This window comes from Algibacter luteus (assembly GCF_030344935.1).
Taxonomy (GTDB): domain Bacteria; phylum Bacteroidota; class Bacteroidia; order Flavobacteriales; family Flavobacteriaceae; genus Arenitalea; species Arenitalea lutea.
Genome location: NZ_CP128313.1, coordinates 3564223 through 3579935 on the forward strand (window position 1 = coordinate 3564223; position 15713 = coordinate 3579935).

General features: G+C 32.2%; 19 protein-coding genes. 14 read left to right on the plus strand and 5 right to left on the minus strand.

The window, feature by feature from the left end; all coding sequences use genetic code 11:
• Window positions 1-190 precede the first annotated feature (190 nt).
• Window positions 191-1108: a hypothetical protein gene (locus tag O5O44_RS15445; protein ID WP_289195109.1), complete on the plus strand. Its 918-nt coding sequence runs from the start codon at window positions 191-193 to the stop codon at window positions 1106-1108.
• Window positions 1109-1293: 185 nt separating this feature from the next.
• Here O5O44_RS15445 and O5O44_RS15450 read toward each other — a convergent pair whose 3' ends face one another.
• A complete protein-coding gene (locus O5O44_RS15450; protein ID WP_434088357.1) occupies window positions 1294-1602 on the minus strand; it encodes a winged helix-turn-helix transcriptional regulator in 309 nt (102 codons plus the stop codon).
• A 124-nt stretch (window positions 1603-1726) separates the two neighbouring features.
• On the opposite strand from O5O44_RS15450, the gene O5O44_RS15455 reads away from it, so the two are divergent.
• From O5O44_RS15455 to O5O44_RS15500, 10 genes are all read left to right on the plus strand, one after another.
• Complete coding sequence (locus tag O5O44_RS15455) at window positions 1727-2239, plus strand: VOC family protein (protein ID WP_289195111.1); 513 nt, start codon at window positions 1727-1729, stop codon at window positions 2237-2239.
• Between the two features lie 174 nt (window positions 2240-2413).
• Window positions 2414-2779 (plus strand): nuclear transport factor 2 family protein, encoded by a 366-nt coding sequence (locus O5O44_RS15460; protein WP_289195112.1) that lies wholly within the window; start codon window positions 2414-2416, stop codon window positions 2777-2779.
• Between the two features lie 173 nt (window positions 2780-2952).
• The gene (locus O5O44_RS15465) at window positions 2953-3387 is read left to right on the plus strand and encodes a DUF1801 domain-containing protein (RefSeq protein ID WP_289195113.1); all 435 of its coding nucleotides are present in this window, start codon (window positions 2953-2955) and stop codon (window positions 3385-3387) included.
• 73 nt (window positions 3388-3460) lie between these two features.
• Window positions 3461-4582, plus strand: a complete 1122-nt coding sequence (chrA, locus tag O5O44_RS15470; protein WP_289195114.1) for a chromate efflux transporter — start codon at window positions 3461-3463, stop codon at window positions 4580-4582.
• Window positions 4583-4754: 172 nt separating this feature from the next.
• Window positions 4755-5696 carry a TerC/Alx family metal homeostasis membrane protein gene (locus tag O5O44_RS15475; RefSeq protein ID WP_289195115.1) on the plus strand — a complete coding sequence of 314 codons (942 nt, stop codon included), beginning with the start codon at window positions 4755-4757 and terminating at the stop codon, window positions 5694-5696.
• Window positions 5697-5842: 146 nt separating this feature from the next.
• Entirely contained in the window at window positions 5843-6382 is a 540-nt protein-coding gene (locus tag O5O44_RS15480; protein WP_289195116.1) for an NUDIX hydrolase, read from the plus strand.
• Window positions 6383-6569: 187 nt separating this feature from the next.
• Window positions 6570-7076, plus strand: a complete 507-nt coding sequence (locus O5O44_RS15485; RefSeq protein ID WP_289195117.1) for a hypothetical protein — start codon at window positions 6570-6572, stop codon at window positions 7074-7076.
• A 15-nt stretch (window positions 7077-7091) separates the two neighbouring features.
• Complete coding sequence (locus O5O44_RS15490; protein ID WP_289195118.1) at window positions 7092-7598, plus strand: DUF3124 domain-containing protein; 507 nt, start codon at window positions 7092-7094, stop codon at window positions 7596-7598.
• A 1-nt stretch (window position 7599) separates the two neighbouring features.
• Complete coding sequence (locus O5O44_RS15495; protein WP_289195119.1) at window positions 7600-8211, plus strand: MarC family protein; 612 nt, start codon at window positions 7600-7602, stop codon at window positions 8209-8211.
• Window positions 8212-8250: 39 nt separating this feature from the next.
• Complete coding sequence (locus O5O44_RS15500; protein ID WP_289195120.1) at window positions 8251-9153, plus strand: alpha/beta hydrolase family protein; 903 nt, start codon at window positions 8251-8253, stop codon at window positions 9151-9153.
• Window positions 9154-9212: 59 nt separating this feature from the next.
• On the opposite strand, the gene O5O44_RS15505 is transcribed toward O5O44_RS15500, so the two are convergent.
• Entirely contained in the window at window positions 9213-9689 is a 477-nt protein-coding gene (locus O5O44_RS15505; RefSeq protein WP_019387785.1) for an Hsp20/alpha crystallin family protein, read from the minus strand.
• A gap of 344 nt (window positions 9690-10033) precedes the next feature.
• Between O5O44_RS15505 and O5O44_RS15510 the strand changes: the two genes are divergently transcribed.
• Window positions 10034-10837, plus strand: coding sequence for a helix-turn-helix domain-containing protein (locus tag O5O44_RS15510; RefSeq protein ID WP_019387784.1), 804 nt, complete (start codon window positions 10034-10036; stop codon window positions 10835-10837).
• 83 nt (window positions 10838-10920) lie between these two features.
• Window positions 10921-11466: a cupin domain-containing protein gene (locus O5O44_RS15515; RefSeq protein WP_289195121.1), complete on the plus strand. Its 546-nt coding sequence runs from the start codon at window positions 10921-10923 to the stop codon at window positions 11464-11466.
• 28 nt (window positions 11467-11494) lie between these two features.
• On the opposite strand, the gene O5O44_RS15520 is transcribed toward O5O44_RS15515, so the two are convergent.
• The 3 genes from O5O44_RS15520 to O5O44_RS15530 are packed head-to-tail and all read right to left on the minus strand — an operon-like array spanning window position 11495 to window position 13941.
• Complete coding sequence (locus O5O44_RS15520; RefSeq protein WP_289195122.1) at window positions 11495-12574, minus strand: hypothetical protein; 1080 nt, start codon at window positions 12572-12574, stop codon at window positions 11495-11497.
• A 49-nt stretch (window positions 12575-12623) separates the two neighbouring features.
• Window positions 12624-13355 (minus strand): hypothetical protein, encoded by a 732-nt coding sequence (locus O5O44_RS15525; RefSeq protein WP_289195123.1) that lies wholly within the window; start codon window positions 13353-13355, stop codon window positions 12624-12626.
• Window positions 13342-13941, minus strand: coding sequence for an RNA polymerase sigma factor (locus O5O44_RS15530; RefSeq protein WP_289195124.1), 600 nt, complete (start codon window positions 13939-13941; stop codon window positions 13342-13344). The genes O5O44_RS15525 and O5O44_RS15530 overlap by 14 nt, the downstream gene beginning before the upstream one ends.
• Before the next feature lie 317 nt (window positions 13942-14258).
• Between O5O44_RS15530 and O5O44_RS15535 the strand changes: the two genes are divergently transcribed.
• Entirely contained in the window at window positions 14259-15701 is a 1443-nt protein-coding gene (locus tag O5O44_RS15535) for a circularly permuted type 2 ATP-grasp protein (RefSeq protein ID WP_019387779.1), read from the plus strand.
• The last annotated feature ends 12 nt before the right edge of the window (window positions 15702-15713 follow it).

Below are 15713 nucleotides of genomic sequence, written 5' to 3' on the forward strand. Positions count from 1 at the left end.
TCGAAACATAATTTTGTACAACAAAATCGAATGTCCATTGGACATTTGGTTGAGATAGCCGCTTGCGGACAGACTAAATGCTTAAATTAGATATATGATTAAGTTTTTTAGAAAGATTAGATACGATCTTATGGAAAAAAATAAAACTGGAAAGTATTTCAAATACGCCATTGGCGAGATCTTTCTAGTGGTGATAGGGATCTTGATTGCTGTCGCCATAAATGATGCCTATAATGCTTCTAAAAACGAGCAAAAAATTAGAACTATCCTTACCCAGATACAAGAAGATATTCTTATTGATATAAAAGACTCCAAGCGAATATTCAAACATTATATTCGAAAAGACTCAATGGCTTATAAAGTTTATAAGGACTTATTAACGGTGGAATCTACACCCTATGAGTTACGGCCATATGATGGTTTTGTAAATTTTAGTGTTAATAGAGGAGGTTATGAGCGCTTGATGCACAATCTGGAAAATTTGCCGGATAAATACTCTGTGCTCATCCCTAGATTAAATGGACTATATACGGTAACACAAGAAGATATTACCGACAGTAATGCCACCTTAATTGCAAAAGCTGATGACAGCAGGTATAACCGGGCATACATAGATCCAAATCATGCAGAACATCAATTCAACAACTTTACTACAAAAGAAGCCAGACAATATCTATTGGATGATCCTTTTTTGAAAAACAGGACGGCAGAGTACATGAAAGCCTTTCGTAGTGTGGCCTTTATATCATCTGTATTCAGGTTTGAGGCTACAGATCTGTACCATCAAATTGATTCGTTACTAGGGAATCATGGCTCCAAGACTCCAGAAGTTTTAAGACTTTCAGCCAATAAAGATGACGTTGAATCCTTTTTAGGGGATTACATCCATTCAGAAGGACTTGGGATTCGCCAAAGGCTTTCCTTAATCTTTGAAAACAACGAACTATTCATTAAAACGGAAGACAACCAAACCCAATTATATTGGCATCAGGACAATTATTATTTTGCCGGTAGGGCTGCGATTATAAGGTTATACAAAAATGAAAAGGGGCAGCACGTCCTGAAAAGAAGTAATGGCGTTATAACTCAAATACTAATTAAAGAATAACGAAAGCCTACCTAACCCAGGCAGGCACAACAACGTTTATAATTCATTGCTTGTTATAGACTGCTTACGAATATTCCTGCGGAATTTTCTCGCGTTCGGTTTTGTTTGCTAAATTAGTTGCTTAAACACGCAACTAACCATTCACAAAACCGTAAAACAACAAGTTTGAAATCGTGCACATTAAATTAATTCTGACAATCTTCCAGTCCCCATTTATCCAAACTTCTTAAAATATTCTCAAGTGATTTCCCTCTAGTGGTTAATCTGTATTCCACTTTAGGAGGAACTACAGGAAAAACTTTTCTAGAAATAAGTCCATCTTTTTCTAGATCTCTTACTGTTTGCGTAAACATTTTATTTGAAATCTCTGGAATTTTCTTTTGTAATATTCCTGAACGTAAACCGCCTTCTAATAAATGAAATAGAATTAAAGGTTTCCATTTTGTTCCTATTAAATTCATAGTATAATTTAATGGACAACTATTTTCTTTCATCAAAATTACAACTTTAAATTATTGATTATCATTATTTTACTCATTTTAGTAACTATACCACTTTTTAGTAAGTTATTGCCGATTAGGCAAATATAGATTAATTTTGCAATCTAAAATATAACTTATGACAACGAATAAAAATTATCCAAAATCATTTTCGCATATCGGATTAACAGTTCCAAATATTAAAGAGGCCGTTAAATTCTATTCAGAAGTAATGGGCTGGTATATAATTATGGAGCCTTCAGAAGTCAAAAAAGAAAAGGAAACTGCTATTGGTCAAATGTGCATTGACGTTTTCGGAAATGATTGGTCGTCGTTTGAAATCGCTCATTTAGCAACTTCTGACGGTATTGGAATAGAATTATTTTCTTTTCCGAATGGAATTAAAGAAGCACCTGAATTTAATCCTTTCAATACCGGTCTATTTCATTTTTGTGTACAAGACCCAAATATTGAAGAACTCATTGATAAAATTTTGTCTTATGGAGGAAAACAAAGAATGCCAATAAGAGCATACTATCCAGATGACAAGCCTTTCAAAATGTGTTATGTTGAAGACCCGTTTGGAATTGTATTTGAAATCTACACGCATAGTTATGAATTGACATATTCTTCAGGTGCTTATTCAAAATAAAAACCAGTTACCAACAACGTGTATAATTCATTGCTTTGGCCGTTTCTTGTTTGGATTATTTCTTCTAAATTTTCTCGAGCTCGTTATTGTTTATTAAATTAGGGGCTAAACCGAGCAACTAATTTGTTACAAACACGTTGGCGTACATACTAAATTGCGATACTAATTTATAAAATGGACTTAAAAGATTTAGTGAAACAATGGTTTGACAAATGGGAAAAAGGTGATTTTCTTAATTTGCCAATCTCTGAAAATTTCAAACACACAAGCCCTTTCGGGATCATAGAAGGAAAAAAAGCGTATACAAACTTAATTGAAGAAAATAAGGATAAATTTCTGGGATATGAATTTAAGATTCACGATGTAATTTATGAATCAAATAAAGCATGTGTAAGATATACAGCGAAACAAGGTCAAGAATTTAGTTTGGATGTAAGTGAATGGTATTACGCAAAAGACAATCTCATTGAGCAAATCTTAGCATATTATCATGTAGGTGAAATTCGTGACGAACGAAAGATAAAAAACTATAATAATTAAATTAAACCACGACACGCCAACAACGGGTATAGTTGATTGCGCTTGATTTCATTCGGAAAACTAGATGCTATGAATTATAGGTTTCTGTTAATTTACTATCTTAGTTCTATTACTCCGAAATCACACACGAACACTTAGGCAGGCATTTTAAAGCACTTAACACAATTAAAGAAATGGTTAAAAATAAAACAACTGAAACTGAAGTAGATGTATTTGATTTTATTGAATCTTATGTAGACAACGATCAAAAGAAAGCCGATAGCTACAAGCTAATAGAATTAATGAGTGAATGGTCTGGTTTTGGACCAAAAATGTGGGGGCCGACAATAATCGGTTTTGGAACCTATCACTATAAATATGCAAGTGGTCATGAAGGTGATGCTCCTTTATTAGGTTTCTCACCAAGAAAAGCGCAATTCTCCCTATACGTCTATTCAAAAACAGAAAAAAGTGATGCACTTTTGAAAGACCTAGGGAAATTCAAAATGGGAAAAGCTTGTATTTATTTTAAAAAACTGGCAGACATAAATATTCCAATTGTGGAAGAACTAAGTATGGAAACCATTGCGTATCTCGAAAAACATCATGAGTGTTCTTGTAGAAAATAACAACAGACTTTTAGTAAACTAGTGTAGAAAGTTAAAAACCATGCTAACGTGAAACTTTTGAACTGAACATGTAATGGCTCAAAAAAATGAACTAAAAGAAATAGCGAAATTATTCTTTAAATTAGGAAGTATTGCTTTTGGCGGTCCTGCAGCTCATATCGCCATGATGGAAGATGAGGTTGTTAAAAAAAGAAAGTGGATGACCCAAGAACACTTTCTAGATCTTGTTGGCGCTACCAATCTAATTCCTGGCCCAAATTCTACTGAAATGACCATGCATTGCGGCTACGAACGAGCCGGTTGGAAAGGACTATTTGTTGCTGGTTTTTGTTTTATTTTTCCTGCCGTAGTTATCACTGCTATTTTTGCTTGGCTCTATCAGAAATACGGCCAACTACCTAACGTTGAGCCTTTTATTTACGGTATTAAACCTGCAGTTATTGCCATTATAATTATGGCAGCGTACCGCCTAGGAAAAAAGGCAGTAAAAGATATGGAGCTCGCCATTTTAGGCATTATAACTTTGGTGGTTTGCTTATTGGGTGTTAATGAAATAATCGCCCTTTTTGGTTGCGGTCTACTTGGTTTAAGCATTTATTTGTTTAAAAAAAATACTAGTAATTTAAAGAGTTTCATACCGCTTATTATTTTTCAGATAGCCGATCCTTCTAAAATTGGAGTTTTTAAAATATTCTTAACCTTCTTAAAAGTTGGCGCCATACTTTATGGCAGTGGCTATGTTTTGTTTGCATTTCTCGATTCTGAACTAGTAGCAAATGGTTGGCTTACAAGACAAGCTTTAATTGACGCCGTTGCTGTGGGACAAATCACACCTGGCCCTGTTCTATCTACTGCTACTTTTATAGGTTGGCAAATGCATGGAATAACAGGAGCAATGGCTGCAACAATTGGAATTTTCCTGCCGTCATTTTTCTTCGTATTGGTATTAAACCCATTAATTCCAAAAATGCGAAAATCGAACATTCTTGGCGCCATTTTAAATGCCGTAAATGTAGCCGCAGTAGCATTAATTATTGCTGTTTGTCTAGAAATGGCAAAAGATACTTTAACAGATTGGCGAACAATCGTCATAGCTATTGCAAGTTTGGTTGTTGTATTCGTTTTTAAAAAATTGAATAGTGCCTTTATTGTTTTAGGCAGTGCATCTATTGGCTATCTATTAACCTATATTTAAATTACAAACACTTAATTGTGAACATACTACAACAAGTTACTATTTGGGTTAAATTTCCAATTAGAATTCATTGCAATTTGCTATCTTTCCATTACACAGTAAAAGTTCGCTGATTTATAATTGATTTGAAAACGCGAAACTAAATGCTGACACTAAATATTTATTGAATCGTATGAATCATTTAACGCCTTGGATCATTTTAATTATTTATGTGCTGATTCTTTTATTTATAGATTTCTTTGTACTACATAAAAAGAATAAAGTAACTTCAGTAAAAAAGGCGATTTTCGAAACCATTTTCTTTATTTCAAATGCCTTAATATTTTCCGGAATATTGTATTGGTGCTATAGTCAATCTCTTGTTGAGAATATAAATAATTTAACCCCTAATCAAGCGCTAGTTAAATACTTAACTGGCTATATTATTGAACTCTCTTTAAGTGTTGATAATTTATTCGTTATCGCAATTATCTTTACATCATTTAAAATCCCTAGCCAATACCAACACAAATTACTTTTTTTAGGCATATTAGGTGCCATTATATTTCGAGCCATTTTAATAAGTGTTGGACTTGTGCTTATACACAAAATTCATGGCATGAGTATAATTTTTGGTCTGTTACTTCTATTCAGTGCTCTAAAAATGTTAAAAAAAGAAGCCGAACATAAGGATGCTAAAGAGCCTAAAAGCATCATGAAATATTTTAGATTTAGTAACGAACTTGACGGAGGAAAATTTATTACCAAAATTAACGGTAAGCGCGTTTTTACGGCTCTTTTTGGCGCATTGTTAACCATTGAATTTACAGATCTACTATTTGCTTTAGACAGTATACCAGCTATTTTTGCGGTAACCACAGACCCATTTATTGTTTATAGTTCGAATATATTCGCTATAATGGGTTTACGTTCGCTTTACTTCTTTCTTTCAAATATGCTTGAAAAATTTAAATATTTAAAATACAGTGTTTTTTCTATACTCTTGTTTGTTTCAATAAAATTAATGACAGCAAACTTTGTGGATATTCCTGAATGGTTTTCGCTTTTATTTATTGGAATTTCATTAGCCATTGGAATTTACATTTCGGTTATTAATATTAAAAAAGCTGAATAACGCGAGTTGGTATCATGGTTATTAAAATGACTTTTTTAGACTATATTTAAAGGATGAAGTACGTTTGAAATGTATATAAATGTGAGTAAATCAACTTGAGATTTACCATACTTAGGAACTTTATTACAACCATAATACCAACAATTATGAAAAAAATTATCGTCGTAATTCTCATCTTTTTATTTCATTCAGTAAAAGCCCAAGTTGAAAAAGATATAGCCATATTTCATAGGTTATTAATTTTAAATTCTCAAAATGAACTCATGGTTGTAAACATTGAGAATACCGATTTTTGGGTAACACCTGGACTTTATCAAACTAAAAAACAACACAGTAAAACAGGGTTAGATAGTATCGCATCAACTTACGGCATTGAATTAAAAAATCTAAAACTACATGGCATCTTTTTACTGCAAAGAGAATTAAATGAAAAGCACTCGACATCTTTGAGAATTGTTTATTCCGCAAATATAAAAGATGGAAAAATAAAATTGCCTAATGGCATTGCAGAAGTAAAATGGCTTTCAAAAAATAAAGCAAAGGAACTGATATCCTTTCCGCATATAAATATGATTATTGAGAAAATAATGACGCATCCAGATGAGATTTGGGGCGGTACTTTACTTCAGTTTAAAGAAAACGATAATTGGAAAGCAAAGATTTTAGAGGAATTTTATGCGCTATGAAAATGAAAAAATAATAACGTGCTAAATCACTGTAGCAACAAGCAGCTCCCAATTGCATGTTTTTCTGAATACAGAATTTTTAAATTCCTGCTAAATACCTCGAAGCCTCGATTCTTTTTGTTAAATTAGTCTTGAACAAATTTCTAAACCAAATTCTTTTTTTAATAACCCGATAAAACCAGATTTCATGAAAATATTATGTCATATCCTACTTATTTTCTTCATGACTAACTTTGCATTCTCACAATCTTCAAAAACCGATTCCATATCAAAATCCAAAATATCAGAATTACAATTTATGGTAGGAAAATGGGAGGGTTCAGGCTGGATGATGGGACGCCAAGGGAAATCAAATTTTGTTCAAACCGAAGATATTAGTTTCAAACTCGACTCAACCGCAATTCATATTGAAGGAAAAGGAATGGCAAACGGGAAAACAATTCATGATGCTCTTGCCATTCTTACTTACAACAAAAATGATGATAATTATTTATTCAGATCTTACCTCCCTAGCGGGCAAAACGCAGAGTTTAAAGCGGAATTAATTGATAGCAAACTGTATTGGTATCCCAATGAAAATGTACGATATATCATTTGGTTAACTGAAAATGGTCAGTGGTATGAAAAAGGAGAATATCAAAGAGAAGGTAACTGGAACCAGTTTTTTGAAATGACTCTTGATAAAAATGAATAAATAGAAATAAAGACTATGAAAATAAAATATCTAATAATCGCTTTAGTTCTAGTTTTGGGATGTAACGAAACCAAAGAAATCAGTTCAATAAATCCAGAAAACTGGTCGAAACGAACGGCTAACATAAGCACTAAAGATTCACTAGAATACGGGAAATCTTATCTTTCTATTTACTCGCAAATTTATAGCATGTCTGAACATAAAACGCACAATTTAACAGCCATGGTTAGTTTGAGAAACACCAGTGACACAGACACTATTTACTTGTTAAAAGCCAAGTATTTTGATACACACGGTGTACTAGTAAGAACATATTTTGAAAAGCCCATTTTTTTGGCGCCAATGGAAACTACTGAAATTATAATTGATGAAATTGATACATCGGGAGGAACGGGGTCGAATTTTATTTTTGAATGGAACATTCCAAAAGGTTGTCCGGAACCTTTATTTGAAGGTATTATGAATTCTACTGTTGGACAACAAGGACTTTCATTCACCACAAAAGCAATACGCATAAAATAATATGGCAGAATATATAACCACCTTGTTTTTCATATTTGCAGTTATTGACCCGATTGGATCTATTCCTGTATATCTTGAAGCCACAAAGGAATTTGACATAGCACATAAGAAAAAAATTGCCATAAGAGCTTCGGTCATGGCCTTTTTTATCCTACTGTTTTTTATTGTTATTGGGCAGTTAATTTTAGAAGGCATGTCGGTTTCTCTAGATGCTTTTCAAATTTCAGGAGGCGTTATTCTATTCCTTTTCGCATTAACAATGATATTTGGCGATGGTAAACCAGAGCAAGAAAAAAACAGAATTACAGACTATAAACATGTTACCATATTTCCAATAGCCATACCTTCAATAGCGTCACCAGGAGCAATAATGGCCGTAGTTTTAATGACTGATAATCATATTTACACCATCCAGCAACAAAGCATTACAACCGGACTTGTATTGGTTGTAATTGGGATTACTTGTTTAATACTTTTAACTGCAAATCATTTACAAGAGCGCATCGGGAGTTACGGAATTACAGTCATCAGTAAAATTATGGGACTCATTCTAGCATCTTACGCTGTACAAAGTATATTGAGTGGTATAAGTCATTACTTTGGGCAAGTGTAAAGTTTAATAAAAGAAGTTAGCTGTTATTTAACCCAACCGATGAACAGAATTATATCATCCATTATTTTCTTACTCTTTTTAAGTTTTGGATTTGCTCAAAACGGAAAACTACTCTCAAAAAGATTAGTTGATCTTTCTAAAACACCTATTTGGAATACCATATCTCAAGACGATGAATTGAAACCAAATTTTGAGCATTTAAAAAAATTGAACTTCTATTTTATTACCTACCAAAGTGACAGCCTAAAAGTTAAAGGCATATTAATAGAACCGAAAAATCAAGGAAAATACCCAGTTGTGATTTTCAATCGTGGTGGGAATAGAGATTTTGGAGGTTTAACGGTGGCAACAATGATTATGTACACTTCTAAACTAGCCGAACAAGGTTACGTGATAATTGGTAGTAATTACCGTGAAAAAGACGAGTTTGGAGGTGCGGATATAAACGATGTACTAAATTTAACCAAAACCGTAAAAGATATTGATAAAGCCGAACCGAATTGTATAGGCATGTTTGGTTGGTCCAGAGGTGGCATGATGACTTATTTAGCGCTACAAAAATCTGACAAAATAAAAACAGCAATTGTCGGTAATGGTGTATCCAACTTGTTTGACACAACCAAGATGAGACCAGAAATGGAAACCAATGTGTTTGCTGAATGTATTCCTGACTATTGGAATAATAAAGAATCGGAATTAAAAAAACGTTCGGTAATTTATTGGGCAGATGAATTAGATAAAAATAGTAGTCTTTTAATTTTATGCGGAACAAACGACAAAAGAGCTAATCCTGAACAAGCAGATCAAATTGCCAATAAGTTAAAGGAAATAAAATATGACCATGAATTAAGGAAGTTCAAAACAGACCATTACTTTTCAGAATATAAAACAGAATTGAATGCTATGATAATTGATTGGTTTGACAAACGATTAAAAAAATAAAAGGAGGCCTAAATATGTACCTCCTTTTATGTAATTAAATCCCAAAATGACTTTATCAATTATGAAATTTTAATACTTCTAGCTGGTTTTTGCTTTGCTTCTTCTTTTTTAGGCAAATGCACTGTTAAAATACCTTCATTATATTTCGCATTTATTTTATCATCATCAACACTTTCTGGCAGTGTAAACGATCTTTTAAAAGAAGCATAACCAAACTCGCGTCTTGTGTAATTCTCTTCTTCAAGCTCTTTTTCATCTTTCGTTTCAGTTGAAATAGAAAGAACTTGATTATCAATGTCTATATGGAAATCTGATTTTTTAAGTCCGGGAACCGCCATTTCTACAAGATATGCATCAGCAGTTTCTTTTATATTAACTTTCGGTAAAGACATTCCGGTATTAAAATTTGAGGTAAATACCGAAGGTAAATCTCTATTGAATAAATCATCTATCCAGTTAGACCAATTTGGGAAGCTTACATTTGAATTACTGTTTGATAAACTTCCGTTTTTAGGAACATTAACTAAGTTGCTCATAATTACAAAATTTTAAATTAAACATGATTTCAAATTTGAAAATATTATTTTTTCATTGAGTGTAATGCAAAAAAAATACCAAAATAAAAATGACATAAAAACATGATTAATTTCTTAAAATTTCAGAATAATTGTCATTTTTTCATTGGTCAAAATGTCATATTGACACTGATACTTAGACTCTTAAGTTTTTCTGTTTTCTATTAAGATAATATTTATTAAATTAGGTGTTCAACCAACATTAACTCATATTATAATACCTAATCTTCTGCATATACTAAACGATACAAAATATTCTAAATCCATAACTGTAAATCTTAATCAGGCTATTTAATTTGTAAAATATGATTGAAGATTCAATTAACATATCGCAAATAATTAAAGAGATTACAGTAAAACCCAATAGTGAAAACTATGCTTTTTGTTGGATTAAAAACAAAATAAAGGGCATTGAATTAAATGGTGTTTTCTATAAGGATGTCTCTAATTCTATTTTTTTCTTAGACCCAAGACATCAATGGAAGGTATTGAAAAAAGACAGTTCAACCTCTGCAGGCTATATTTTATATTTGTCTAAAACAGTTTTGAATAATCCGGCGTTAAGCAATCTTCATATCAATAAGGTAAGACTTTTTAACTCTGGCGAAATTCCTCTTTTTAAATTAAGTCCAGGAATTGAGAAAAGAACTCAGGCCATACTTGAAATGATTGATGAACTTGCAGGTTCTCATCTCAATCATAAAGAGGATGCTATACTTTCTTTACTTTACACCTTTTTTGTTTATTGCGACGGGCAATGTAATATTAAATCGGTAGCCTCGAACAACAACTCTAAATCCAATATTGTATATAAATTTAAAACGCTTGTTGACGCACATGTTTTAGAAAATCATGATGTAGCTTATTATGCCAAACTTTTAAATATTACACCTAAATATCTTAATGAATGTGTCCAAGAAGTACTTTCTGTGAGCTCAAAAAGCATTGTTATAGAACAATTACTTATGCGATCCAGACACGCATTAAAATTCTCAGATAAATCAATAAAAGAGATTAGTTTTGATTTAGGTTTTTCTTCACCCGATTATTTCAGTTACTTTTTTAAAACTCATACAGGAATAACCCCTTCGGCATTGAGAAAGGGCTAGGAATTCCTAAATTCTAAGAGATTACTGTGATTTTCACATGGCAATGAGACAATTGAAAGTGTAAATTGCAATAAAACAAAATCATGGACCGTAAAAAATTCATTCAAACTACAGGTATAGGTTTAGGCCTTGCGCTAGTTCCTAAATTGCTTCAAGGCCAAAATCAAGAAGCCAAAAACACATTTTCTACTAATGCCAAACCTAAAATTGTTAAAGATTCAGAAGGTGATGTATTAAACGTTATTGGCGATATACAAACCCACAAACTAGTTGGAAGCGATACTGGAAACCAAATAGTAGAATGGGTTGATAATGTTGAACCAGGTGTTGGTATTCCTCCTCATATTCACACTCTAGAAGATGAAATATTTAGAGTTATTAAAGGCCAAATTGAAATCATGGTAGATGGACAAACTACTATTTTAAATCCTGGTGATGTGGCTTTTGCTCCTAAAAACGTTCCCCATTCATGGAAAGTAATAGGAACTGAAAAAGCTAAAATGATGACTTCAGCTTTTCCTGCTGGTATTGAATTGATGTTTCAAGAAATAGCAAAACTACCTCCAGGACCACCAGATTTTGAAAAAGTTACAGAAATTTGTGGCAGACACGGCATTAGTTTTCTGTAAACAAGATGACTTAGAATAAAAACCCTTTCTAATCCATATCAAATCGAATTCCTAACGAAATATTATTCTGGTCTATCGTCTGGTTTTTAAATATAGGTGACAAATCGTACTTAACATAAAGTGCCACATCATCAAATGCGATATAGCTACTTAAACCATAAACGAGGTTTGTAGTATTGAACGAACGCTTTTGTTTGTCTTTAATGCGCTCTCCATCCAGTTCATATTTCAATTTCTGCCTTGTACCTATATTGAAACCTGCGTAACCCCCAATGCCAATTTTAAATTGATTTTTTGTGGAATATCTAAAATAAGTATCCTTATCAATTCGTTTTGAAGGGCCAAATTCAAAATGCACAGGAAATACTAAATTGGTAATAGAAAGTTTAGATTTTTTAAGTTTTTCTGGGAATTCTTCTAAATAAGTCTCGCCTTCATTCTGAACAAAATATTGATTATCGGTAGGTTTTAATCCATTAATTTGAAGAGAATACCCGTATTTCAATCTCAAGAAATTTGAGTTCTTAAATACTCTTGTTTTCCACGCCCAACCTATTTCGAAGAATCGAGAACCTCCAAATTTATAAGGCGAATCATCTAATTTTTCACCATCAATAATGGCATTATTTAAACCAAAGGCTAATACAAAATCGCTGGAAGTTCGTAAATCGTATTTTTTAGGTTTGTTTTTATAATTAATTTTTACACCTGCGAAACTGTCGTCATTTCCACCAATACTAAAACCAACTCTCGATAAATCCTCTTCATTGTTAATGTGATATCCTTCATCATTCCGTTCTAATAAAGAAATTTTATTGTTTATAATGTCCAACCGGTTCTCAATATTTAGAGCGCGCTTTTTTGCCAATTGCTTTTTAAGATTTTCTGCTTCCTCTTGGGTAATCTCACCATTGCTTAAACGTGAATTAATAATTTCAACTTCTGCTTTTAAGAAATTACGTTCTTCTTCTTTAACGAGCTCTTTAATGTCTTCTAGTGTTTCTATTTTATACTTATTATTAACGTTTCTAATGGTGTCTTGAGCATAAAGAAGTTGCATGCTTAAGGCCATGATAATAAGCACCACATGTTTTGTAATTGTTTGCATAACTGTTCGTTTTGATTTTAATTAATTGATTTGATGATTGAATTTTTTATTAATCGTTACGTTGGGCAACTGCAGTTTTTACCGAATCGAAACTTGATTTTAAGGCTTCAAAAACCTTACTTCTAAAAGATTGATCTAGCTCTTGTTCAACGTCTTGAAGTAGTGCATTGGCATCAACCATATTTAGGGTTTCATTATTTAATCTATTTAATTTAATTTCTTTCTGGGCTTCAATTAACAGTTGCTCAATATCGGCATCTGTAATTTCTTGATTTTCATTTTTCATAATTTGAACTTGAGCTACAACATCTTGTATTTTCTGTTCTTCAAAGCTCAGTTCTTTCCTAGGTGTTTCAACAATACTTGTGGTTTTGGCTACTTCTTTTTCAGCCAATTCATTCTTTTTAACCACAGTAACAATATCTTGTACTTTCTTAAGATCATGAATTTCAATAGGACTTGCACTGAGGTCTTCAACGGTATTTAAATCTGTATTTTCTAAAACAATAGCATTCGATTTTTCGTCCTGAATTACCTCTGGTGAATCGGCTATTTTTGGTATGCCAATTTCTTGAGTATTATCATTTAAGAACTGAGAAACCACAAATACAACACCAATAATACTCGCGGCAATTCCAAGCCACCAATATGCCTTATTATTTTGTTTTTTTTCTTGTATATCTAGCTTGTTAGATAGTTTGCTCCAAGCATCAACCGATGGTGTTAAGGCTCTCTTTTCAAGCTTATCTTTTATGCTATTTTCAATATTATTTGGTGCCATAACTTAAGTTGTTTAATTTTTTTATTTTCTGCTGAAGCATTTTTCTAGCTTTAAATAATTGCGATTTTGATGTGCCCTCTGTAATTTGTAATAAGTTGGCAATTTCATGATGTTTATAACCTTCAATAGCATATAAAACAAATACCATTTTGTAGCCTTCGGGCAAATCATCAATAATTTGTTGTATTTCTGCTACTTCTAAATCGGTTTGAATGACATCGGTTAGCTGGTTATTAATTTCTATTTCATCAGATAAAAACTCGACATGTTTTTGTTGTCTTAAAAACGAAATAGATTCTCTTACCATAATGCGTCTTATCCAACCTTCAAAACTGCCTTCACTTTTAAAGCTTTTTAAATTTGAAAACACTTTAAAAAAACCGTTTAACATGGCTTCTTCAGCTTGTTGCAAATCTTTTATATAATATCTACACACACTTAACATTTTTGGGGCATGTAATTCAAAAAGTACATGCTGCGCTTCACGATTATTATTAATCGCTTTTTTTATCAACGCCGATTCGTTTTTATGTAACGGAATAACTTTCAAAAATGATTTTATGTGTCGATAACTCTTTTTTTTCATCGGTCAGAATTAATACTCATTTTAAGTATTTCAATAATTAGAAAATTAAAATATGAATATTTCATTGAGACTTCTATTTATAAAGACGTAAATTTTATATAAATGGTTGCCTCGAATCTATATTTTTTTTAAGAATCTTTTAAAGATTGATGGTTTTCACGTAAACAGAATTAGAAAACTATAAATTTTCGCAGTGTTTTTATTGAAATACGAAATAATATGCAACAAAATAAAGTAAACAATGATTTATTTATTAAAAAACCTTAAATTGATTAATAATATATTACCAACTTTCTCCTTTTAAAAAGCAAATATATATGACAAACGACGCGCTATCTTCTACATACGAATTAGTCCCTAAAACATGGGATGAAATGCATACAGATCCTACGAATATTAGATCGCAATACGATGTTATTAATGCATATCTTAAAAAAACCTCACCCGATATTCTTTATAAAAAAGAAGAATTATCGAAACAGCTATTTATGAAACAAGGGGTTACATTTACTGTATATAATGATAATGAAGGTATCGAAAAAATATTTCCTTTCGATATTGTACCAAGAATTATAACTGCAGCAGAATGGGATAAAATAGAAAGAGGCATCAAACAACGCCTTAAAGCACTTAATTTATTTATAAAAGATATTTATAATGAGCAATTTATAATTAAAGATGGAATTATTTCTGCCGAATTGATTTACTCGTGCCCTAATTTTTTAAGAGAAATGAAGGGTGTGAAAGTGCCTTACGACGTTTATGTGCATATTTCGGGAGTTGATTTAATACGAAATAATGATGGTGAATTTTATGTGCTTGAAGATAACTTAAGAACACCATCTGGGGTTAGTTATATGCTTGAAAATAGAGAAATTTCAAAACGATTATTTCCTGGTATTTTACCAAAAAGTAATGTTAGAGGGGTGTCAAACTACCCAAACATGCTTTATAAAAAATTGAAAGAACTCTCTATTAAACCTAACCCAAATATTGTGCTTTTAACTCCAGGCATATATAATTCGGCATATTACGAGCATACTACATTAGCTAGACTTATGGGTATCGAACTTGTTGAGGGGAGTGATTTGGTAGTTAAAAACCATACGGTTTATATGAAAACCACAAATGGTTTAAAGCAAGTTGATGTGATTTACAGACGCGTTGATGACGACTTTTTAGACCCACTAGAATTTAACGCTAAAAGTGTATTAGGTGTTGCCGGCATTATGGCGGCTTATAGAAAAGGTAATGTTAATATCGTAAATGCTCCTGGAACAGGAATTGCAGATGATAAGGCCATTTATATTTACGTGCCCGACATGATAAAATACTATTTGAAGGAAGAACCAATATTAAAAAATATAGAAACCTATCAATTGGGTAACCCAGAAGAGTATGATTACGTTGCTAAAAACATCAAAGACATGGTAATTAAAAAAACCGATGGTAGTGGTGGTTATGGTATGCTTATGGGGCATGAAGCCTCAGAAGCTGAAATAAAAGATTATTTAGAAAATGTAAAAAAGAAACCAGAAAATTTTATTGCACAACCTATTTTAAGATTGTCGACTGCGCCATGTTATATTGATGGGCAACTGACACCGCGTTGTATCGATTTACGCCCTTTTGCGCTTTCTGGTAGAGATGGTATTGATATTTGCCCTGGCGGACTTACCAGAGTCGCCCTTAAAAAAGGATCATTAGTAGTTAACAGTTCTCAAGGAGGTGGTAGTAAAGATACTTGGGTACTTCAATAAATTTAAAAAAAA